Origin of the sequence: Streptomyces typhae, from assembly GCF_009755605.1 — a bacterium.
Classification (GTDB): Bacteria; Actinomycetota; Actinomycetes; order Streptomycetales; family Streptomycetaceae; genus Streptomyces; species Streptomyces typhae.
In genome coordinates, this window is record NZ_WPNZ01000009.1 from 143871 (window position 1) to 165044 (window position 21174).

The 21174-nt window shown below is 70.4% G+C and carries 15 protein-coding genes and 1 tRNA gene; 4 read left to right on the forward strand and 12 right to left on the reverse strand.

Annotation, left to right across the window (positions count from 1 at the left end):
* Positions 1 to 23 precede the first annotated feature (23 nt).
* The 3 genes from GPA10_RS17935 to GPA10_RS17945 are packed head-to-tail and all read right to left on the reverse strand — an operon-like array spanning position 24 to position 3230.
* Positions 24 to 1997 (reverse strand): ABC transporter permease, encoded by a 1974-nt coding sequence (locus tag GPA10_RS17935; protein ID WP_157166398.1) that lies wholly within the window; start codon positions 1995 to 1997, stop codon positions 24 to 26.
* A gap of 22 nt (positions 1998 to 2019) precedes the next feature.
* A complete protein-coding gene (modA, locus tag GPA10_RS17940; protein WP_157166399.1) occupies positions 2020 to 2820 on the reverse strand; it encodes a molybdate ABC transporter substrate-binding protein in 801 nt (266 codons plus the stop codon).
* Between the two features lie 14 nt (positions 2821 to 2834).
* The gene (locus GPA10_RS17945) at positions 2835 to 3230 is read right to left on the reverse strand and encodes a TOBE domain-containing protein (RefSeq protein WP_157166400.1); all 396 of its coding nucleotides are present in this window, start codon (positions 3228 to 3230) and stop codon (positions 2835 to 2837) included.
* A gap of 252 nt (positions 3231 to 3482) precedes the next feature.
* Between GPA10_RS17945 and GPA10_RS17950 the strand changes: the two genes are divergently transcribed.
* Positions 3483 to 4706: an amidohydrolase family protein gene (locus tag GPA10_RS17950; protein WP_157166531.1), complete on the forward strand. Its 1224-nt coding sequence runs from the start codon at positions 3483 to 3485 to the stop codon at positions 4704 to 4706.
* Between the two features lie 170 nt (positions 4707 to 4876).
* The gene (locus tag GPA10_RS17955) at positions 4877 to 5752 is read left to right on the forward strand and encodes an FkbM family methyltransferase (protein WP_343041078.1); all 876 of its coding nucleotides are present in this window, start codon (positions 4877 to 4879) and stop codon (positions 5750 to 5752) included.
* A gap of 16 nt (positions 5753 to 5768) precedes the next feature.
* Here the strand turns inward: GPA10_RS17955 and GPA10_RS17960 are convergent, their stop codons facing one another.
* The 6 genes from GPA10_RS17960 to GPA10_RS43705 all read right to left on the reverse strand — a co-directional run bounded on the left by GPA10_RS17960 (position 5769) and on the right by GPA10_RS43705 (position 15836).
* Positions 5769 to 6608, reverse strand: a complete 840-nt coding sequence (locus GPA10_RS17960; protein WP_343041036.1) for a glycosyltransferase family 2 protein — start codon at positions 6606 to 6608, stop codon at positions 5769 to 5771.
* 4 nt (positions 6609 to 6612) lie between these two features.
* A complete protein-coding gene (locus tag GPA10_RS17965) occupies positions 6613 to 7257 on the reverse strand; it encodes a UTRA domain-containing protein (protein WP_058852368.1) in 645 nt (214 codons plus the stop codon).
* 418 nt (positions 7258 to 7675) lie between these two features.
* On the reverse strand, positions 7676 to 11905 hold the full coding sequence (locus GPA10_RS17970; RefSeq protein ID WP_343041038.1) for an nSTAND1 domain-containing NTPase: 4230 nt from the start codon (positions 11903 to 11905) through the stop codon (positions 7676 to 7678).
* An 871-nt stretch (positions 11906 to 12776) separates the two neighbouring features.
* Positions 12777 to 13223 (reverse strand): PIN domain-containing protein, encoded by a 447-nt coding sequence (locus tag GPA10_RS17975; protein WP_058852366.1) that lies wholly within the window; start codon positions 13221 to 13223, stop codon positions 12777 to 12779.
* Positions 13220 to 13465: a type II toxin-antitoxin system Phd/YefM family antitoxin gene (locus GPA10_RS17980; RefSeq protein ID WP_157166403.1), complete on the reverse strand. Its 246-nt coding sequence runs from the start codon at positions 13463 to 13465 to the stop codon at positions 13220 to 13222. The genes GPA10_RS17975 and GPA10_RS17980 overlap by 4 nt, the downstream gene beginning before the upstream one ends.
* 73 nt (positions 13466 to 13538) lie before the next feature.
* Positions 13539 to 15836: an Lsr2 family DNA-binding protein gene (locus GPA10_RS43705; RefSeq protein ID WP_157166404.1), complete on the reverse strand. Its 2298-nt coding sequence runs from the start codon at positions 15834 to 15836 to the stop codon at positions 13539 to 13541.
* Between the two features lie 352 nt (positions 15837 to 16188).
* Between GPA10_RS43705 and GPA10_RS43385 the strand changes: the two genes are divergently transcribed.
* Positions 16189 to 16314 (forward strand): hypothetical protein, encoded by a 126-nt coding sequence (locus tag GPA10_RS43385; RefSeq protein ID WP_277819698.1) that lies wholly within the window; start codon positions 16189 to 16191, stop codon positions 16312 to 16314.
* Positions 16315 to 16479: 165 nt separating this feature from the next.
* Here the strand turns inward: GPA10_RS43385 and GPA10_RS17995 are convergent.
* Both GPA10_RS17995 and GPA10_RS18000 read right to left on the reverse strand, forming a co-directional pair.
* Positions 16480 to 16553 (reverse strand) — tRNA-Pro (locus GPA10_RS17995).
* A 113-nt stretch (positions 16554 to 16666) separates the two neighbouring features.
* A complete protein-coding gene (locus GPA10_RS18000) occupies positions 16667 to 17602 on the reverse strand; it encodes a metallophosphoesterase (RefSeq protein WP_157166405.1) in 936 nt (311 codons plus the stop codon).
* Positions 17603 to 17755: 153 nt separating this feature from the next.
* Between GPA10_RS18000 and GPA10_RS18005 the strand changes: the two genes are divergently transcribed.
* The gene (locus tag GPA10_RS18005) at positions 17756 to 18223 is read left to right on the forward strand and encodes a GatB/YqeY domain-containing protein (RefSeq protein WP_058850208.1); all 468 of its coding nucleotides are present in this window, start codon (positions 17756 to 17758) and stop codon (positions 18221 to 18223) included.
* Positions 18224 to 18512: 289 nt separating this feature from the next.
* Here GPA10_RS18005 and GPA10_RS18010 read toward each other — a convergent pair whose 3' ends face one another.
* Positions 18513 to 20780 carry a transglycosylase domain-containing protein gene (locus GPA10_RS18010; RefSeq protein WP_157166406.1) on the reverse strand — a complete coding sequence of 756 codons (2268 nt, stop codon included), beginning with the start codon at positions 20778 to 20780 and terminating at the stop codon, positions 18513 to 18515.
* Positions 20781 to 21174 lie beyond the last annotated feature (394 nt).

Sequence of the window (21174 nt, forward strand, 5' to 3'; positions counted from 1 at the left end):
CCGGCTGTGCCTGGGGGCGCGGCTCAGGTGGTGACGAGTGTGACCTCGGTGGCCTTGATGCCGACGTAGACGGGTGTGCCGTCGGCGAGGGCGAGTTCGGCGGCGGCCTGGGGGGTGATCTCCGCGACGAGATCCGGGGCGTCGTCGAGGACGACCAGGACGCGCAGCCGGCTGCCGACGGCGGTGATCTCGCGGACCGTGCCCGGCCAGACGTTGCGGGGGCTGCCCCCGGGACGGGCCCGGTGCAGCGACACGGCCTCGGGGGCGATGATCGCGAGCGCCCGCGTGCCCGCGTCGAGCGGTTCGGCGACGACCAGGTGCCCGCCGTCGGTGAGGCGCAGGGTGCCGTCGGCGGTCGCGGTGCCCGGCAGGGCGTTGCGGCCCAGCATGCGGGCCACCCAGGGGGACCGGGGATGGCGGGTGACCTCGGCGGGCGGCGCGTCCTGGAGGGTGCGCCCGTCTTCGAGTACGAGCACGCGGTCGGCGAGGGACACGGCCTCGACGGGGTCGTGGGTGACGATCAGGCAGACCCCGCCGAAGCCCGACAGGTGGCTGCGCAGGGTGTGGCGGACATGGGCTCGGGTGGTCTGGTCGAGGGCGGCGAGGGGTTCGTCGAGGAGCAGCAGCCGGGGGCTCGGCGCCAGCGCGCGTGCCAGGGCGACGCGCTGGGCCTGGCCGCCGGAGAGCCGGCCCGGCCTGCGGTGCGCGAGGTGGCCGACGCCGAGCCGGTCGAGCCAGGCCTGCGCGGTGCGGCGGGCGGCGGCGCGCGGCACGCCCTGGACGCGCAGCCCGTAGGCGGTGTTGGACAGGGCGCTGAGGTGCGGGAAGAGCGCGCCGTCCTGCGGCACCCAGGCGACGCCCCGCTGGTGCGGGGGCAGCGCGGTGACGTCCGTGGGACCGAGGCGCAGCGTGGCGTGCGCGCGGGGGGTGAGGCCGAGCAGGGCCCGCAGCAGGGTGGTCTTGCCCGCGCCGTTGGGTCCGACGACGGCGATGGTGGTGCCGGGTTCGGCGTCGAGGGTGAGCTGGTTGAAGCCGCTGACGTCGGCGTGCAGGGGCCAGCGCGGGGTGGGGGTGCCGGGGGCGGGGGAGCCGGGTGGGGGTGCTTCGGGGGCGGCGGCCACGGGGGCGGCGGCCGGTTCGGGGCCCGGGTCCGCCTGCGTCCCGCCGGGGGCGCGCCCCGTCCGCTCGCGGGTCCCCCCGGTCCAGCGCCCGCGCAGCGCGACGAGGACGGCCATGGCGATGACCAGGAGCAGCAGGGACACGGAGGTCGCGGCCTCGGGCTGGTCCTGGAGGAGCAGATAGACCTGGAGCGGCAGCGTCTGGGTGGTGCCCGGCAGATTGCCCGCGAAGGTGATGGTGGCCCCGAACTCGCCGAGGGCCCGCGCCCAGGTGAGGGCGGCCCCGGCGGCGAGCCCGGGGGCGGCCATCGGCAGGGTGACGGTGAGGAACACCCGTACCGGGGACGCTCCGAGGGAGGCGGCGGTCTCCTCGTACGAGGGCCGCATCCCGGCGAGGGTGCCCTCCAGGCTGATCACCAGGAACGGCATGGCGACGAAGGTCGCGGCGAGGACGGCGCCGGAGGTGTGGAACGGCAGGACGATCCCGAAGGTGTCCTCCAGCCACGGCCCGAGCAGCCCGCGCCGCCCGAAGCCGAGCAGCAGCGCGACACCGCCGACCGTGGGCGGAAGCACCATGGGCAGCAGGACGAGGGACCGTACGAGGACCTTGCCGGGGAAGTCGACACGGGCGAGGATCCAGGCCAGTGGCACACCGAGGACCAGGGACAGGCCGAGCGCCCAGAAGGACACGTACAGCGACAGCTTCAGGGCCTCGGTGACGCCGGGGCTCGTCAGATGGGTGCCGAGGTCGCCCCACTCGGTGCGGGAGAGGATGCCGACGAGGGGCGTCAGCAGGAACGCGACCGCGAGCAGAGCGGGCAGGGCCAGCGCCACCGGGGCGCGGGTCCTCCCGGTCCCCCGGGAACGCAGGCGTCGCATCGCTGGCTGTACCTTCCGTTTGCTACGGCTTCTGGAAGCCCGCGTCCCGGAGGATCTTCTGCGCGGCGGGGCTGCTCAGCCACTTCACGAAGCCGTCGGCGGCCTCGGAGTGCTCGGACGTCTTGAGGGTGGCGGCCGGGTAGGAGGCGACGGCGTTCTGGGCGTCCGGGATGTCGATGCCCTCCGCCTTGCCGTCGGCGGCGGTGACGTCGGTCTTGTAGACGATGCCGGCGTCCGCCTCGCCGAGCTCGACCTTGCTGAGCACGGCCCGCACGTTGGGCTCCTGCGAGACCGGCTCGACATCGACCTTCTGGGCGTCGAGGATCTGCTCGCTGTAGCGGCCGACGGGCACCTCGGGGGCGGCGAGGACGACCTTCAGACCGCTCTTGCCGAGATCCTTCAGCGTCCTGACGTTCTCCGGGTTGCCCTTGCCGGTGGCGATGACGAGACGGTTCCTGGCGATGACGGCGGGTGTGCCGGTGTCGTCCTTGAGGCCGTCCATGGTCTTGGTGTCGGCGGTGACGAGGGCGTCGGCGGGGGCGCCCTGGCGGACCTTCGCGGCGAGCTCCTGGGACCCCTCGAAGGAGAAGTTCACCTTGGTGCCCGGGTGGTCCTTCTCGTAGGCGGCGCCCGCGGTCCTGAAGACGTCGGTGAGCGACGCGGCGGCGAGCACGGTCAGTGAGACCTTCTTCCCCCCGCCCTTCTTGCTGCCGCTGTCACCGCTGTCGCTGTCGTCGTCGCTGCCGCAGGCGGCGAGGGGTACGAGGACGGCGGCGGTGACGAGTGCGGCGGCGAGGCGGCGGCGGGTGAACGTCTGCGGCATGGCGGAACTCCTGGTCACGAACGGTCGATGTGGACGCTGGTCGACTTCACACGGGCGGTGGCCCGCATGCCGACCTCCAGGCCGAGCTCCTCCACGGCCTCCCGGGTGAGCAGCGAGACGAGGCGGTGGGGTCCCGCCTGGATCTCGACCTGCGCGGCCACGTCGCCGAGCTTGACGGCGGTGACGATGCCCGGGAACGCGTTGCGGGCGGAGGTGTACGAGGCGTCCTCCTCGCCGGGCCCGCTCTGGGCGACCTCGACGGAGAAGGCGGCCAGGTCCCGCCCGCGGATGAGACGACGCCCGCTCTCGTCACGGTGTGTGGCGACACGGCCGGCATCGGCCCAACGGCGCGCGGTATCCGGACTCACGCCGAGGAGCCGCGCCGCCTGCCCGATCGTATAGGACTGCATATGCGTCAAGGTAAGGGTGTTTGCCTGGCATTTACAACTCTCTGTAGGTAATGACGTGGCAGGTGCGGGAGGGCTGGAGGAAGGTCCGACGCTCCGGGGTGCCCGCCGGGTGCCGCTTGTCGTCGGGGTGCGGCCACAGCCTTGCCGTCGGGGCCACCGCCCCATAGCCTCGATCTGATGGTTCGTCAGATTGGGTTCGCCGGGTGCGCGGCGGTGCGGCCGGCAGGCGGTGAGGGGTTCGGTGTGAGCGGCATGGAGAGTGGCACCAGGGACATCCCCAAGGTCATCAGCGTGGACGACCACGTCATCGAGCCCGCGCACCTCTTCGATACGTGGCTCCCGGCCAAGTACCGCGACCGGGGGCCCAAGCCCTTCACCGCGGGGATCGGCGAACTCGCGTACATCGGTGGCAAGTACCGCTTCACCACCGACCCCGAGGGGCAGGTGACGGACTGGTGGCGGTACGAGGACGAGATCTTCCCGTACAAGCGCATCATCGCCGCCGTCGGCTTCTCGCGGGACGAGATGACCCTCGACGGCATCACCCGCGAGCAGATGCGGCGCGGCTGCTGGGACCCCGGGGCCCGGCTCGCGGACATGGACATGAACCATGTCGAGGCCTCGCTCTGCTTCCCCACCTTCCCGCGGTTCTGCGGACAGACCTTCGCCGAGGCCAAGGACAAGGAAGTGGCGCTCGCCTGCGTGCGCGCGTACAACGACTGGATGGTGGAGGAGTGGTGCGGGGACAGCGGCGGCCGTCTCGTCCCGCTGTGTCTCATCCCGCTGTGGGACGTGGACCTGGCGGTCGAGGAGATCGAGCGGAACGCCGCCCGCGGCGTCCGTGCCGTCACCTTCAGCGAGATCCCGACCCATCTCGGGCTGCCCTCGATCCACTCGGGCCACTGGGACCCGTTCTTCGCCGCCTGCGAGGAGACCGGCACCGTCGTGAACATGCACATCGGCTCGTCCTCCCAGATGCCGGCCGCGTCCCCGGACGCGCCCCCCGCCGTGCAGGCCTCGCTGTCGTTCAACAACGCCATGGCCTCAATGATGGACTTCCTCTTCTCCGGGGTGCTCGTGAAGTTCCCCCGGCTCAAGCTCGCCTACAGCGAGGGGCAGATGGGCTGGATCCCGTACGCCCTGGAGCGCGCCGACGACGTCTGGGAGGAGCACCGCGCGTGGGGCGGGGTCAAGGACCTGATCCCGGAGCCGCCGTCGACGTACTACTACCGGCAGATCTTCTGCTGCTTCTTCCGTGACAAGCACGGCATCGAGGCGATCGAGACCGTGGGCGTCGACAACGCGACCTTCGAGACCGACTACCCCCACGTCGACTCCACCTGGCCGCACACCAAGGAGGTGGCGGCCGACCACGTGGGGCACCTGCCCGCGGACGTGGCCTACAAGCTGCTGCGCGGAAACGCGATTCGTATGCTGGACCTGCCGTTCGACAGGGACGGCGCGCGGGGCGGGTGATGGGCTACCGGCTACCGGCTACCGGCTACGAGTGGCGGGTGACTGTGACGGGTGACGGGGCGGGAAGGCGAGTGTGGATGAGGAGCGCGGTGTCGGATCTCGGGTCGGGTCTCCGGTCGGGTATCGGGTCGGGTCTCGGGGAGGGCCTGGTCACGCTCGGCCGCCGGTACGTGCGTGACGCCCCGGGCACCTTCGGCAAGGCCGTGCTCGCCACCCGTCTCCTCAACCCCCGGTTGCGGGACCACCCGCGCCGCCGGGTGGTCGAGTCGCTCTTCGGGGCCCGGTTCGCCGTCGACACCCAGGACCTCATCCAGCGCTACATCTATCTGTTCGGCGTCTGGGAACCGCACATGACGCGCTGGCTCCAGGGGCGGCTGCGGCCGGGCGACGTGTTCGTGGACGTCGGCGCGAACATCGGCTACCTGAGCGTCCTCGGGTCCGGGCTCGTCGGCCCCGAGGGCCGCGTGGTCGCCGTCGAGGCCTCGCCGGAGTTCCACCGGCGCGTGCTGCTCCACCGCGACCTGAACGACTGCGCCAACATCAGGGCGGTGAACGCCGCCGTCTCCGACACCCCCAAGAAGCTCACCTTCGTCCTCGCCAGCGCGCACAACATGGGCGCGAACAGCGTCGTCCCGTGGGACGGCCCGGTGGCGTCCCGCTTCGAGACACAGGCGCGGCCCCTGCCCGAGCTCCTGGAGCCGGACGAGATCGCCCGCGCCAGAGTGATCAAGGTGGACGTCGAGGGCGCGGAGGGAAGCGTCGTACGCGGACTCGCCCCGGTCCTCGACCGTCTTCGCCCCGACGCCGAGATCGCCGTGGAGGTCACCCCCGACCGGATGGCGCAGCTCGGCGACTCGGTCGACGAACTCCTCACGACCATGCGCGCGCACGGATTCCACCCCTACCGCCTGGTCAACGACTACACGCCGGGCAGCTATCCGGCGGCGGTGCGGCACCCCGGGAGCGGGCCGGTGCGGTGGCGCGGGCCCGTGCGCGAGGAGAGCGACCTGATCTTCTCGCGCGTGGACGCGGACGTGCTTGTGTGAGGTCCGGGAGGACGGGTCAGTCGGCGGCGCCGGTGTGCCCGGCCCCGGCAGCGGTGTCCCCGGCCCCGGCGGTGGCCTCCACAGCCCCGGCGGCGGACGCCGGCCAGCGCCACCCGAACCGCGAGAGCGCCCGCGCCCGCGCCTCCACGACCGCCGTCCTCGCGTCGCGCTCCACGGCGTCGGTGTGCGCGGGGCGGCCCGTGACCTGGCCCTCCCACTTGCGGTAGAGCAACCCGGCCGCGGAGGTGAACCAGCCGCGGGCCACCGCGTCCAGGGCGAGCAGCAGACCGGTGTCCTCCGACGCGGGCAGCGCCATCCAGCCGCCGAGGCCGACGAGGAGATCGCGGCGGACGAAGAGCGTCGCGGGGTGCACCGGAGCGCGGTAGCCGTTCGCCTTCCACCGCGGCAGGACGGTGCCGCGCTCGATCGGGCCGTGCGCGGGGTCGCCGGGGAAACCGGCCGTGGTCCCGTCGGGCAGCAGGTCGAGGGCGCGCGAGGTCGCCCAGCCGAGCGTGCTGTCCGCTTCGAGCGCCGCCAGGTCGCGGGCGAGGGCGCCCGGGGTGAGCTGGTCGTCGGCGTCGAGGACCTTCACGTACGCGCCGTCGGCGTGGGCGAGCGCCATGGTGCGGGCCATGCCGGGGCCGCCCGCCCGCCCCTGCTGAAAGGTCACCCGCGCGTCGTCCGGCACCAGGGGCGCGACCTCGTCGCCCGCGCCGTCCTCCCGGATCAGCCAGTGCCACTCCCACCCCTCGGGGAGCTGCTGCTCGCGGAGCGACGCGTACGCGTCCGGCAGGAAACAGGCGGACGGGCCGTGCACGGCGGTGACGACGACGATGCGTCCGCGCGGTGCGCTCACGCGGTCACCACCGGTTCAGGCGGGTGGTGAACACCAGCTCCATGCGGTCGCCGGGCAGCTTGATGTCGGACACCTCGACGACGCGGTCGTCGGTGTCGTACGCGAGCTTGCGCAGGGCCAGGACCGGCATGCGGGGCGGGAGCCCCAGTTCCGCCGCCTCCGCGGGGGTCGGCGGGCGGGCGGTGACGTGCTCCTCGAAGCGGTCGATCTCGATGCCGAGGGTGTGCAGCTGGTTCTGGGTTCCGCCCGGCCACGGCTCGTTCGCGTCGTCGAGGAGGTCCGGGTTCACGGCGACGACGTCACGTACGAGATACGAGGTCACGAGGGTGAGGGGCGCGGTCTCTGCGGCGTACCGGGTCCGGTACGAGCGTTCCACGAGCGCGGTGCCCTCGTCGACGCCGAAGGCCGCGGCGAGGTCCTTGTCCGCCTTGGTCTCGCGGTACGAGGCGTGGAAGACGAGGTCCTCGGTCTCCAGGCCGGTGTCGCGCTCGGTGGCCCCCGTCTCGGCGCGCTCGTCGCGGGGTGCGCGGGCGCGGTCCTTCTCCCACTGGTGGCGCAGGTTCGACCGGACGGCGTGCGCCCTGTCCCCAGCGCCGTCCCCGGCGCCGTCCCCGGCCCGGTCCGCGCTCCGCTCGTACGCCTCTGCCATCGATGCTCCGATGTTCACCCGTCCGGTCGTCGACCGGCTCGTCCACCGGCTCGTCCGACGGCTTTCACCCTACGGGCCGGGCCGTGGATATCGCTCGCGGGGAGGGTCCATGTAGGAGGAAACGGCATTTTGCCGGAACGCGGTCGCACGGCGTGACCGGAAAGAAGTGCAGGATGAAATGGTTCATTGCAAGGAGTGCAATGACGGGAGCTCGCAGGTGGTGGTGCCGACGGTGCGGGCAGACAAGAACCCGATCGCTGGCGACGGGGGATGCACCAGCGATCGGGCTGTACCCAACCGTAACAAGCCTGCTGGCGCCAGGGGAGTCAACTGACCGTAGATGGCGAGTTGTGATGGGGATCACGCAGCGTGAGCCCGGTGGAAACGCGGGGAAACCTCCTGGACGACCGGCGTTCCCTCATTTGCCGCACGGCGGCGCGTACGAGAGGCGTGGCAGGTATTCCTGCCATTGGGACGGAGTCAGAACGCCACGTGTCGTCGAGCAAATGCGGTGGATCGCTGCTTCGGTGTTCAAGTTCCAGAGCCGGACGGTATCGCTGCCGCTGGACACTCCCAGCATGTGACTTTGCGGATTAAACGACAGGAAACTGCCGGTCTTGGCGTTCGGGCTCATCGACTGGCCGATGGGGGACGCCTTGGCCGGATGGACTATGTCCCAGAGCCGGACCGTGTTGTCGTTGCTGCCGCTCGCCAGGGTGCGCCCGTCCTCACTGAACGTCAGCGACACCACCGCGTCGGTGTGTCCCGTCAGGGGCGCGACGAGACGGTCCGCCGCGAACGGGTCGGACAGGTCCCAGAGCCGGACCGTGCCGTCGTCGCTGCCCGTGGCCAGGGTGCGGCCGTCGGGCCCGTACGTCAGCGTGTTGATCGGCCCGAGGTGCCCGGTGAGCGGCTTGCCGATGGCGCGCGCCCGGCTCGGGTCCCGCACGTTCCACAGCCGGGCGGTGCCGTCCGCGCTGCCGCTGGCGAGGGTCCGCCCGTCGGCGCCGAACGCGAAGGAGTTGACGTAGCCCTTGTGGCCGGTGAGGGGCGCGCCGATGCGGCTCGGGCGGGCCGGGTCCCGGACGTTCCACAGCTGAAGGGTGCGGTCCTCGTACGGAGTCGCCAGCGTGTGCCCGTCCGGGCTGAAGGCGAGCGCCGCCGCGAACCGCGTCCGCAGCTTCATGGGCGGCCCGTGGGGGACCGGCCGTGCCGGGTCGGCCACGTTCCACAGCTGCACCGCCCGATTGCCGATGAGCACCGCGAGCGTGCGGCCGTCGGGGGAGAAGATCAGGGTCCGTACGTCCCCGCTGCCCGGCCGGAAAGGGGCGCCGAGCGCCAGCGGACGGCTGGGGCGCTGTACGTTCCACAGCCGGATCCGGTGGTCGCGCGACGCCGTCGCGAGCACCTTGCCGTCGGGGCGGAAGGCGCCGTCGGTGCCGATCATGTCCCCTTCGGGGAGCGACCACAGGCGGACCTTGTTGTCGCCGTTGCCGGTCGCGAGGGTCCGCCCGTCGGGGCTGAAGCCGATCGCGTACATCTCCCCACGACCGCCCGCGAGCGGCTCACCGACCTGCGAGGGGTGCGCCGGATCGCTGACGTTCCACAGGCTCGCGGTGCTGTCCGCGCTCCCGGCCGCGAGCATGTCGCCCTCGGGGCTGAAGGCCACCGACCACAGGGGCCCTGTGTGGCCGGTGAGCGGTGCGCCGAGTGCCTTCGCGCGGCGCGGCTCGGCGACGTTCCAGAGCCGGATGGTGCGGTCGACGCCGCCGCTGGCGAGGGTGCGGCCGTCGGGGCTGAACGCGACGGAGTGCACGGTGCCGGTGTGGCCGGTCAGGACCTTGCCGAGGGGGGTGGGGCGCCCGGGGGCGGAGGAGTCCCGCGCGGCCGTCCGCCACATCCTGATGGAACCGTCGTCGCCCCCGGCCGCCAGCGTCCGGCCGTCCGGGCTGAACGCGACGGAGCGCACGGCGGCGGTGTGGCCGCCCAGCGCGGCGACTTCCTCCGTGCGGGCCGGGTCCGTCACGTTCCACACCCGGACCTCGTGGTCGTCGTGCGCGGAGGCGAGGGTGCGCCCGTCCGGGCTGAAGGCGAGCAGATAGATGGTGCCGCCCCGGCCGGGCACCGGCTTCCCCAGCGGGCGGGGGTGCCGGGGGTCCCGTACGTCCCACATCCTGATCGTGCCGTCGTCCGACGCGCTGGCCAGGGTCTTTCCGTCCGGGCTGAAGACCGCGGTGCTCACCCAGCTCCGGTGGCCGGTGAGGGGTGCGCCCAGGCGTTCGGGGCGGGCCGGGTCGGACACGTCCCACAGGCGTACGGTCCGGTCGTAGCTCGCGGTGGCGAGGAGCCGTCCGTCCGGGCTGAACGAGGTCAGATAGACGGCGCCGGTGTGCCCGAGGAGGGGAGTGGCGAGCGGCGCGTTCACGATGGAGATCAATCGGTTCTTCGTGCCCTCGTCGTGCGGCCGCAGCCGGTGGGCGACCAGGCCGAGCCGGGCCGAGAGCGAGGAGTCGGAGTCCTGGGCGCGGTCGGCCTCCGTGGCGACCTGCGCGAACACCGCGTCGTTCCGCTCGGACACCGCGTCGTTGCGCTGCTGCGAGGCGACGACCGCCATCGTGACGGCCACCATCGCGAGGGCCACCAGGGCGGCCACCGCGCCACGGCTGATCCACCGCGTCCGCCTGCGCAGGCCGGCCGATGCCGCCAGGAACTCGGCGGCGCCGCGGGTCAGGAAGGTGTCGTCGGCGGACTCCGCCCAGGTGCGTGCCTGCTCCAGGCGTGAACCCCGGTAGAGCAGGGCCGCGTCGCGCCCGGAGTCCTCCCAGGCCCTGCCGTCCTCCTCCAGGCGCTGGCGCAGGAGGTTGTCGTTGCGGTCCTCGTCGATCCAGTCGCGCAGCCGCGGCCAGGCGTGCAGGAGCGCCTCGTGGGTGATCTCCACGGTCTCCGCGTCGAGGGTGACGAGCCGGGCGCGCACCAGTGCTTCGAGCGACTCCTCCGTCTTGTCGGGGTCGCTCGACTCGTCGGCCAGCTGGCGCCGGGCGCCCCTCCTGCGGGTGGCCTGGGTGTCCTCGCCCAGCCTGACCAGGCGCAGGAGCAGCGCCCGCGCGGCCGTGCGCGCCGCCGGGTCGAGCCCGCACCAGGCCCGCTCGGCGGTGGCCGCGACCGCGCCCTGGATCCCGCCCGCGGCCCGGTAGCCGGCCAGCGTGAGCCGCCCCGCCTTCCGCCGCTGCCAGGTGGCGAGCAGGGCGTGCGAGAGCAGCGGCAGCACCCCCGCGTCGTGCGCACCGCGGGGCCCGTCGGTGCTGACTTCCCGGACGATCAGCTCCGCGAGGCCCGGCTCCAGTTCGAGCCCCACGGCCTTGGCGGGGCCGGTCACCGCGTTGCGCAGCTCGGTGGTGGTCAGCGGGCCCAGCACCATGTGCCGGTGCTGGAGCGCGTCGGCGAGTTCGGGGTGGCGCAGGCACTCCTCGTAGAAGTCGGCGCGTACACCCAGGACGACGAGCGCGGGGGTGGTGCCGTGCCCGGCCCCGCCGCTCTCTTCCCGCACGGGAACGTCGGAGGCGGCGGCCGCGTGCAGAAGCCGGACGAAGGCCCTCCGCTCCTCCTCGTCGGAGCAGAGGGTGAAGGCCTCTTCGAACTGGTCGACGATGATGACGGGCTGGGGGCTGGAGGGCGCGTTTACGGAGGCCTGGGTGGAGGGGGCTGCCTGGCCGGAGGGGGCTGCCTGGCCTGAGGGGGCCTGGCTGGAGGGGGCGTGGCTGGAGGCTGCCTGGGTGGAGGAGGCTGCCTGGCTGGAGGAGCCCTGGCCGGAGGAGGCCTGGCCGGAAGAGCCCTGGCCGGAGGAGGCCTCTCGCTTCGCCCAAGTGGTGACGGCCTCCTGGACATCCTGGTCGAATCGGGGCGTACCGTGCTCCTCCACATCCACCGCCCGCGCGTCGAGGACGGCTCCGGAGAGCTCGGGTATGTGCCGGGTCAGCTCGGCGAGCGGATCGCTCCCCGGGACGAACTGGAGCACGGCGCCGACCCGGCCACCGGGCCCGGCCAGCACACCGTCCTGGAGCGCGGGCACGAGACCGGCGCTGAGCAGCGAGGACTTCCCGGCCCCTGAGGCGCCGACGAGCATGACGAGCCCCCCGGTCCGCTCCGCCGCACGGAGCTGGGCGACAAGGGCGTCGGTGCTGCGGTCCCGCCCGAAGAACCACTCGGCGTCCTGGAGCCGGTAGGAGGCGAGCCCTCGATAGGGGCACACGCTGGGCGCGGCGACGGCGGCGACGGCGGTGTCACCGCTGTCGCCGGAATCGGGAACGGCGGTGTCGGAGACGGCGAGCTCCCACAACCGCTGCCACTGGGCGAGGTCGTACAGCCCCTCGGACACGGCGGCGGGCCGCTTGCGCCGGGCTTCGGGGACGAGGACGTGCAGGACGGCGGCGAGGGCGGCGAACTGGGCGGGCACGTTGTTGGCCCGCCGCCAGTCGCTGATCCGCTGCGCCGACACCCGCACGGGGCGACCGCGCTCGTCGACGCGCTGCAACTGGACGACCGCTTCGGCCACGCGCTTGAGGGGCGGATTACCGGCCTCCTGGTACAGCAGCGCGAGACGTTCCGCGAAGGCTGTGCGTGCCCCCGAGTCGGAACTCAAGGCCTCCACCCCTTACTTCCGCCGCACCTGATCATCCGGACCGGAAAACTCACTCTATACGTCTGACCTGCGACTACGTCGTCCGGACGGTTCCGGACGCTCCTCAGCGGGAGCCGAAACTGGCAGGATCACGGCAGTAGCGAACCCACCACGCGGCGTCAGGGCAGGCCACCAGCCCGACGCTCGGAGAGGCGACTCGTGACGCCGCGACTTCATGGCTGGTTTCCGCCGGAGTGGCGAAGTGGTGGCGAGGTCTCGTCGAGCGTACTCGCCGAGCACCGACGCCGTACGCGCCGACGGGCAGCGGTCCCCACGAGGGGAGGGACCGGTGCCGGTAGGACGCGGTGCGTACCGGGCATCCGGAGCGGCGTGGGCGCACTGCCCGAGAGGCGGTGCGGTCACGCCGCTCAGTGCTGTGCGGGGGCTGCCGGCCGCGGGGTGACTCACGGAGGTGAGACGGCTTGTGGACAGGCACCGCGGCGGGCCAGACAGCTGAGCGAAGACGAACCGCGTCAGGCGAGACGCCTGAGGGAGACGAATCGCGGCACGCGAGACAGCTGAGAGAAGACGAACCACGGCAAAGGACACGGACAACGCATCAGGCCCGGTTCCCATTTCTGGAAACCGGGCCTGATGCGCTGCTTCAGCTGTCGGGGTGGCGGGATTTGAACCCACGACCTCTTCGTCCCGAATGAGGGTCGGTTGCTGATCTTGCTTGCGCGGATGGCGTTTCCCCTGGTCAGGGGTGTGGTCTCGATCCGTCTCGCGTGGTGTGGAACGGGCTGCGGGAGCAAGTCGGCTCCCAAATGGCTCCCAACCTGCTGGTAGGCCGGCCTCGCCGTCAACGTGATCCTCCTACGGAAGCGTCCGATTGGTGGGCCTACAGATCACCGGGCAGCAGTCGGAATGCTCCGTGTCCCGTCAGGGGCCTAACCATGCGAAAGTGCCGGTCCGAGGTGAACATGACCTCGGTTCGGTAGGCGGCGGCCAGAGCGACGTTCATGGCATCCGTCATGCCGATGCCCTTCCCTCCGTCTGCGTCCCGGTAGCCCTCGAGCACTGTCATCGCCGTGCGCACATGGGGAGTGATGTCGGGGATGGAGAACTTCCGCCCCTCAGTGCCCTTGGCGAGGAAGTCGAGCGCGTTGTATGCGGCCTGCGCACTGATCTTCGTGGTCACCAAGTAGTCGAGTTCAGCCAGGACCATGGGTGAGATCACCATGTGTCCAATGGTGGAGAAGGCTTTGCGGTGGATGGCGCTGCCGTCCGTCGAGGAGACGAGAAGCCGATAGAGGGCATTGGTGTCGGCGATGACGACAGCGCTCAAGAGCCCATCCCCTTCAGGGCTTCTTCGATGTCCTCATCGGTGAGATCGGGCCCTGTCCCGATGTCCGGAATCTCCATATCCCCCATGGGCTCAGTCGAGTAGGGCGGAACCTCGTCGGCGTCGATCGGCACGACACGGGCGACGGGGCGGCCGTTCTTGGTCACCGTGATGGTCTCGCCTCGCTCAGCGGCGGCGAGTATCTGCGAGGACCTCTGGTTGAAATTACGAGCAGTGGTTTCCATGTACTACATGTTACTACTTTGTGGCGTCGTTCATCCGTTGCTGGCGCAGACACAGCCGACCTTGCTCGGTCATTCATCCATGGCCGCGGACCTGCTTGTACTTCTTGATCAGGTCCTGTGGCAGTCTGCCCCGTTCGTTGACGGCGTGTCCTTGGGCCTTGGCCCACGCACGGATAAGAGACGGTGTGACGCCTGCGTCTGAGTCCTGTTGCCGCGGGACGGACGGATTCTCAGGTGACTCAGGACTTGATCGCCCGGGAGGGGTGGGTGGTCCCTCTCCGCTAGGCCTCCCCGGCGGTCCGTCTAGGCCGGTCGATTCAATGACCGCAGCCAGCGCCCGCAGACGGGCGGCGGCCAAAGAAGGTGGCGCCGTGACGACATGGTTGCCGCCCTGCCGTTCCACTCCGGCGATGAGGGGGGTCCCCAGGAAGGTCAGAGCCTCCTCAATCTCGCTGCTGTCCAGAGGGGTCTCAAGTGCTCCCTTGGTCTCTCGCCAGATGTCGCTGATCCCCAGCACCCCGGTGGTGTAGCGGATGTCAACGGGATCATTCCCGCTCTTCCACAGGGTGTGCAGCACCAGGCTCAGGGCTTGCTGCCGTCGCTCCGCCGCCCGCCAGGTGAGTGCCAGCGACTCTGCATCTTCTCCTGCGGTCACCATGGCGGCGATCTCGCGCGGTGAGAGTGGTGTGCGGCTGTGGCGCACGACGGCATCCGCAAGCTCTCGCGCGGTGATCAGAGCCACCTTTTCCCTCGCCGCTTCCTGGGTGACCCGGGCGTCGAACTGGGGTCCGACCAGGAGTGTGCTCTGCGCCATGTGGCGTTCGCGGTGTTCGCCAAGCCTCCAGAATTTGACGTCCTGATCAGTCACCAGTCCGGCGCCGTCCGTCTTGGCTTCCACTGTGACGCGCTGTCGATCAGTCGGCGACTGCCATAGCTCGATGACCACGTCTGTCTTCTTCGGCCCGCTGTGCATCTCGACGTCGACACCAAGTGCATCGAAGGCAGCCGCAACAGCACGTTCGAATCGCTGGTAGTCAGCGCTGTCGGTGGCCGCCTGCACGACTTCGGTGGCCACCGAGCCGAAGCTGCGCTGGCCGGCATCGGCCACGGCACGTGGCTCTGCGGCTGAGCTTCCCCGGGGAATGCCTTGGTCGGCGTTCTCCGGGAGGCCGGAGGTCACGCGATCGAGGAGCGGCAAAGTGTTGACCAGCGAGGCCCCCAACTCCGTTCGCCGGACCGTGAGCCCGATGCGTTCGGCCAGGCCGGTCTCCAGGAGGAGTGCGATGCGGCGTGTGACATCTTCCCGCGTGAGATGCACGTCGGGGTATCGCTCAGCGAGAACGCGGAGGAGTGTGGCCGTGTGTGCCTCGTCGGCCAAGGCGTCGAGGGACTCTCCCAGCAAGGCGACGTTGAGGTGCAGCAGACGAACGAAGTCCAGAGCCTCGTCGGACGCCAGACAGCTCTTGGCGAGTTCCGTCGCCGCGAAGGTGTCGGTGCCTACCTGAGTCAGGAGACCGAGAGAACGCAAGGTCCCGAGCGTTTGTTCGGCGGAAGATTCCAGAACGCCGAATTCTCCGGAACAGAAGGCTCTGAAGTCACTTCGCTTGATGGCAGGTACGGCGGCGTTCACGAGGCGGGCGAGAGCTTCTACCCGTGTGCCACCCGCGACATAGCCCAGTGAACGTTTGCGTGACCTCAGTGCGTCCTGATCGACCCCGGCTAGTTCGGCGGCCAACAGGGCTGGCGGCGCCGGAAGTTCGGGGATCTGCCCGGAATGGTGGTGAGGAAGCTGATCGGGGTCTACCAGTTCCAGACGTTCGAGGAACCTCAGGCCGCGTTCCGCGGGGACGATCTTGCCGTTGGTCCAGTAGTCCACGAGCCCGGCTGCGCGCAGCCAGTACACGCGCCGACGGACTTGGTCCAGCGAGTCCCACTTGAGGCCGTATACCTCAGCTGCGACCTCATTCAGCTCGTTGTGGGTGAGCCCTTCGCCCAATGCAGCAAGTGCTTCGCCGAAGAATCTGATGTGCGCATGGAAAAGAGCGACGAGATAGAGCTCGTCGCCGGAGTCCAGAAAGTAACTGGCCTCGTCCGTGAGGGATAGGCGTGTCGGGCGCCCCTCCCGTTTCACCAGCCCACAGGTGCCGAGTGCATGCACCGCCTTCCGCAAGGAGATCGAGGTGCCGGCATCGGGCCAGGTGAACGGGCGATCGATCGTTCCGTCCCTCGCGATCTCCGCCAGGACGGCGCGGAGATTGCTGATGATCTCTGGTGGGCTGCCGGGGACATGCGGTGCGGCCCCGGCTCGTGTCAGCCATGGGAGCGGTGCTGGGAAGCCTCTTTGGGGATCTGACTGCTGCGATGAGTTCACTGATCGTCCTCGTGATGGACAGGCTTTGATGCTCGATGAGCCTTCCTATCACTCCGGTATGTGACTAGCCGGGCACGATGGGTGAAATTTGACCCCGTGTTGCGCCGCCAGCCGGAGAGGCGGGTAGGGCGTTGGCGAGGAAGTCGGCTCCCGGATGGCGCCCAGTGCTGGCGGAGATCGACACGCTGCGACTCGTGGAATCGGCCGTGAAGCTGCGGTCGGCGACATCCGGCACTGGATGCGCCGTGGCCGCATCGTGATGCCGCAGCTCACCGAGGACTATGTGGCAACCGCGCAGCCTGTGCGAGCGCGATAGGCGGGGCTCAATCTCGACCTGGCCGACGCTGTGAACGTGGCTATGGCCGCCCGGTACGACACCTTTGTCGTCCTCACTCTCGACCGGCGCGGCTGTCGTGCCGCGCGTCCGCTCGGGCGGCACAAGGCGTTCCGCATCATGCCCGATGACCTGCCTATCTGAGGTGGGCCGGTTCACAGATGTGCCAGGCTGGCTCTGCCGGTTGATGTGGGTGCGGCCTGGTCTCGTGAGGGCTGGGGAGTCAGTTTGCTCCCAAAACGGCGCCCCTACGCACATCAGGCCCGGCACTGATTTCTCAGTACCGGGCCTGACCTGGTGTTTCAGCTGTCGGGGTGGCGGGATTTGAACCCACGACCTCTTCGTCCCGAACGAAGCGCGCTGCCAAGCTGCGCCACACCCCGATGTCGTTGCTCCGGCGTCCCTGCTGCGCAGGTCGCGGCGACATCGATTACTTTAGCGGACCGGCGCGCTGAGACGAAATCCGGTTTCGCGGGGGTGGAGGCGCCAGCGGGGCTCAGGTGTGGGCGGGGCGCTCCGTGAGGGTCAGGAGGGTGGCCTCGGGGGGGCAGGCGAAGCGGATCGGGGTGTAGCGGCTGGTGCCGCAGCCCGCGGAGACGTGGAGGTACGAGGTGTGGCCCCCGGCCTCGTGCGTCGACAGGCCCTTCACGCGACCGGTGTCGAGGTCGCAGTTGGTGACGAGGGCGCCGTAGAAGGGGATGCAGAGCTGGCCGCCGTGGGTGTGGCCCGCGAGGATCAGGGGGTAGCCGTCGGCGGCGAAGGCGTCCAGGCTGCGCAGGTACGGCGCGTGCACGATGCCCATGGAGAAGTCCGCCGCGGTGTCCGGGCCGCCCGCCACCTCCGCGTACCGGTCCCGCTTGATGTGCGGGTCGTCCAGGCCGGTCAGCGCGATCTCGTAGCCGTCGATCTTCAGGGCGCCGCGGGTGTTGGTGAGGTTCGCCCAGCCCGCCGAGTCGAAACCGTCCCGCAGGTCCTCCCACGGGTTGTGGACGGCGCCCACGACGGGCTTGTTGCCGTTCAGGCCGTGGCGGCCCTGCGCCTTCTCGAGGAGGTAGCGGGCGGGGTTGCGCAGCGTCGGGCCGTAGTAGTCGTTGGAGCCGAAGACGTACGCCCCGGGGAACTGCATCAGCGGGCCCAGCGCGTCCAGGACCTCGGGGACGCCCTCGGGGTCCGACAGGTTGTCGCCCGTGTTGATCACGAAGTCGGGGCGCAGGCCCGCGAGCGAACGCAGCCAGCGCTGCTTTCTGCGCTGGCCGGAGACCATGTGGATGTCGGAGACCTGGAGCACGCGCAGGGGGCGCATCCCCACTGGCAGGACGGGGACCGTCACCCGCCTGAGCCGGAAGAGGCGGGTCTCGATGCCCACCGAGTAGGCGATGCCGGCCGCGGCCGTCGCCGTGATTCCCAGAGGTACTGCGTATCGCGCGCGCATACGACCATCGTGTCAGATGCCCCACACCCTGAGCCCCGGGGTGCCGTCGGCCTCCGAACAGGGAACCGGACAGGGAACCGGGCGGGGAGCCGAGTGTCGGCGCCCCGCGAAAACCGCGGGCACCCCGCCCCGCCCACCTGCCACAATTGCGGCATGACCACGCTCAAGTCGAAGCTCAAGGAAGACCTCACCGCGGCGATCAGGGAGCGCGATGAGCTGCGCTCCTCGACGCTCCGGCTGACGCTCACCGCCCTCTCCAAGGAGGAGGTCGCGGGCACCTCCGCTCGTGAGCTCTCCGACGACGAGGTGCAGAAGGTGATCGCCCGCGAGGCGAAGAAGCGCCGCGAGGCCGCGGAGGCCTTCGCGCAGGGCGGTCGCGCCGAGCAGGCCGAGCGCGAGAAGGCGGAGGGCGAGGTGCTCGCCGCGTATCTGCCGCAGCAGCTCTCCGACGACGAGCTGGAGCAGATCGTCGCCGCCGCCGTCGCCGAGGCGAAGGGCGCCGGCGCGGAGGGCCCCCGTGCCATGGGCCAGGTCATGAAGATCGTGAACCCGAAGGTGGCGGGCCGGGCCGAGGGCGGCCGTGTGGCCGCCGCGGTGAAGAAGCTGCTCGCCGAGGGCTGAGCAGCGCGTAGCGAGCAGCGCGTAGCGCGTGTTCGGTTCCCTGCCGCCTGCCGCCTGCCGCCTGCCGCCTGCCGCCTGCCGCCTGCCGCCTGCCGCCTGCCGCCTGCCGCATGTCCCCGTGCATGCGTGTACGCGTACGGGTGTACCTGCGTACGCGAATGGGGCGCCCCCCAAGCCATTAAGGCCAAGCCATTGAGGCAAAGGCCTTGAGGCCACGGCCATGAGGCCAAGGCCTTCAGGGAGGGGGCGCCCCCTTCACATATCCGGACCGGGTGCAGCCGCCGGCGCCTCAGTCCCGCCAACCCCCGGAACCGCCGGAACCACCGTCACGGCCACCGTCCCCGCCGCCGATGACCCCGTCCGGCAGGTCCGGCCACGAGTCGTGGTCGTCGCCGGGCTTGCCGTCGTCGCCTCCGTCATCCCCGCCGTCGCCGTCGTCACCGCCATCGCTGCCGCCGTCGTCGTCATCGTCGTCACCGTGGTCCCGGTCACGGTCCTTGCCGCCGGGGATGTGGACGGTGTCGAACTCGGGGTCGGGCTTGCCCTCCAGGGCGCCGCTCATGGCGTCGCGCCAGATCGGTCCGGGGACCTCGCCGCCGAAGACCTTCTCGTAGGGGCGGCCGCCGATGCTGATGCCGACCATGCGGCGCTCGTGGGCCGGGTCGCCGACCCAGACCGCGCCGGACATGTTCGGGGTGTAGCCCGCGAACCAGGCGGCGTAGCGGAAGTCCGTCGTACCCGTCTTGCCCGCGCTGTCGCGGGAGCCGAGGCCGGCCTGCCTGCCGGTGCCGTCCTCGACCACGCCCTTGAGGAGGGTGTTGATCGTGTCGGCGGTCCGCTCCGACATGGCCTTGGTGCACGTCGACTTCGGCACCGGAAGGCCCTTGCCGCCGAGCGTGCGGATCGACTCGATGGCGATCGGCGTGCAGTACGTGCCGCGTGAGGCGAACGTGGCGTACGCGCTCGCCATCGTCAGCGGCGACACCTCCTGGGTGCCGAGGGCGATCGACGGCGCCTGGTCCATCGGCTTGCCGTTGGCGCGCTGGACGCCCATCTTGGCGGCCATCTTCGTCACCGGGCAGATGCCGATGTCGCCGATCATCTCCACGAAGTAGGTGTTGACCGACTTCGCGGTGGCCTCCCGCATGCGGTAGGGGCCGACCTCGGTCTCGTTCTCGTTGGTCAGCTTCTGGTTGCCGAAGTTCTTCCAGGTCTTGCCGTCGCAGGCGGCGACCCGGTCGGGGTAGGGCATCTCGTACGGGGAGTCGTACCGCTTGCCCGGCGACATCCCGCGCTCCAGGGCCGCCGCGGCCACGATCGGCTTGAACGTCGAACCCGGCTGGTAGCCCGCGCCGCCGCCCATCGCGTCGTCGACGGAGAGGTTGATCTCCGTCTCGTTCTTGTTGTAGCCGTACGGGCGGGACTGGCCCATGCCGAGGATCTTGCCGGTGCCCGGCTCGACGATGGTGGCGGCGGTGGCCACATCGTCGGTCTGGTAGACGTGATCCTTGATCGAGGCCTGCACGGAGGTCTGGGTCTGCGGGTCGAGCGTCGTCCTGATCCGCAGCCCGCCGCGGTTCCACAGCTTGGCGCGGGCTTCCTTGGTCTTGCCGAAGACCGGGTCGTTGAGGAAGACCTTCTCGACGTACTTGCAGAAGAACCCGGCGCCCTTCACGGCCGTGATGCAGCCGTTCTTCGGGCGGCTCACCTTCAGGCCGAGCCCGGTCTTCTTGGCCTCGTCGGCCTCGCGCTGCGAGATGTCGTGCGTCTCGGCCATGCGCTGCAGCACGACGTTGCGGCGCTGCTTGGCCTCGGACTCGTCGTTCACCGGGTCGTACCGGCTCGGGGACTGCACGATGCCGGCGAGGAGGGCGGCCTCCTGGAGCTTGAGGTCGTCGGCGTGCTTGGAGAAGTACCGCTGGGAGGCCGCCTCGACGCCGTACGCCTGCTGACCGAAGTACGTGATGTTCAGGTAGTTCTTCAGGATGCGCTTCTTGCCGAGCTCCTCCTCGACCTGGATCGCGTACTTCAGCTCGCGGATCTTGCGGCCGAGGGTCTGCTGCGTGGCCTGCGCGACCTTGTCCGGGTCGTCGCCCGCCTCCTCCACGAAGACGTTCTTCACGTACTGCTGCGTGAGCGTCGAGGCGCCCTGCGAGACGCCGCCGCTCTGCGCGTTCTGGTTGACCGCGCGCAGGATGCCCTTGAGGTCCACCGCGCCGTGCTCGTAGAAGCGCGAGTCCTCGATCGCGACGATCGCCTTCTGCATGTACGGGGAGATGCGGTCCAGCGGGACCACCGTGCGGTCGCGCGAGTACACCGTCGCCAGAGCGCCGCCCGCCGAGTCCATGATCGTGGTGCGCTGGCTCAGCGGCGGCTGCTTCAGATTGGCCGGAATCTCGTCGAAGCTGTCGACCGAACCCTTGGCCGCGAGCCCGATGACGCCCGCCGCGGGCAGCGCGATGCCGGCCAGTACCGCACCCGCGAGCACGCTCACGCCCAGGAACTTGGCGGCCTGCTGCGCCGGTGAGAGGCCGCCGCCCGATCGCTTGTTTGCCATGGGTGCAGCCTACGTTCTGATTCGCCGGACACGCGTGTATGCCTTGGCCTAAGCTGCACTCAACTGTCACAGCAGTGCGGCCCCGCAACAAGCCCCGAGCCACCCCCGAATTCGGCCGGTTTCCAGCGGATCTTCGGAATTCTTGTCCGAATCCGTCCCGTGCGACTCCTCGCGCCCGCTGTGACCCAACTGAAACGCCCACATTTGCCGGGTTGGTCACGCATGTCGCCCGCTCACTCCGTCGGGTGATCTGCCGCTTACGCATAGTCCGTTCGGGCCATTCAAGATTGGGCCCGAAGGGGGTGTTGCGCTGTGCCCACCTTCCGTAACGTCCTCAACTGGCGGCGGTGAATATGCCGCTGCCGCCGTGGGGGAGCCTCGATTCGGGAGAGGA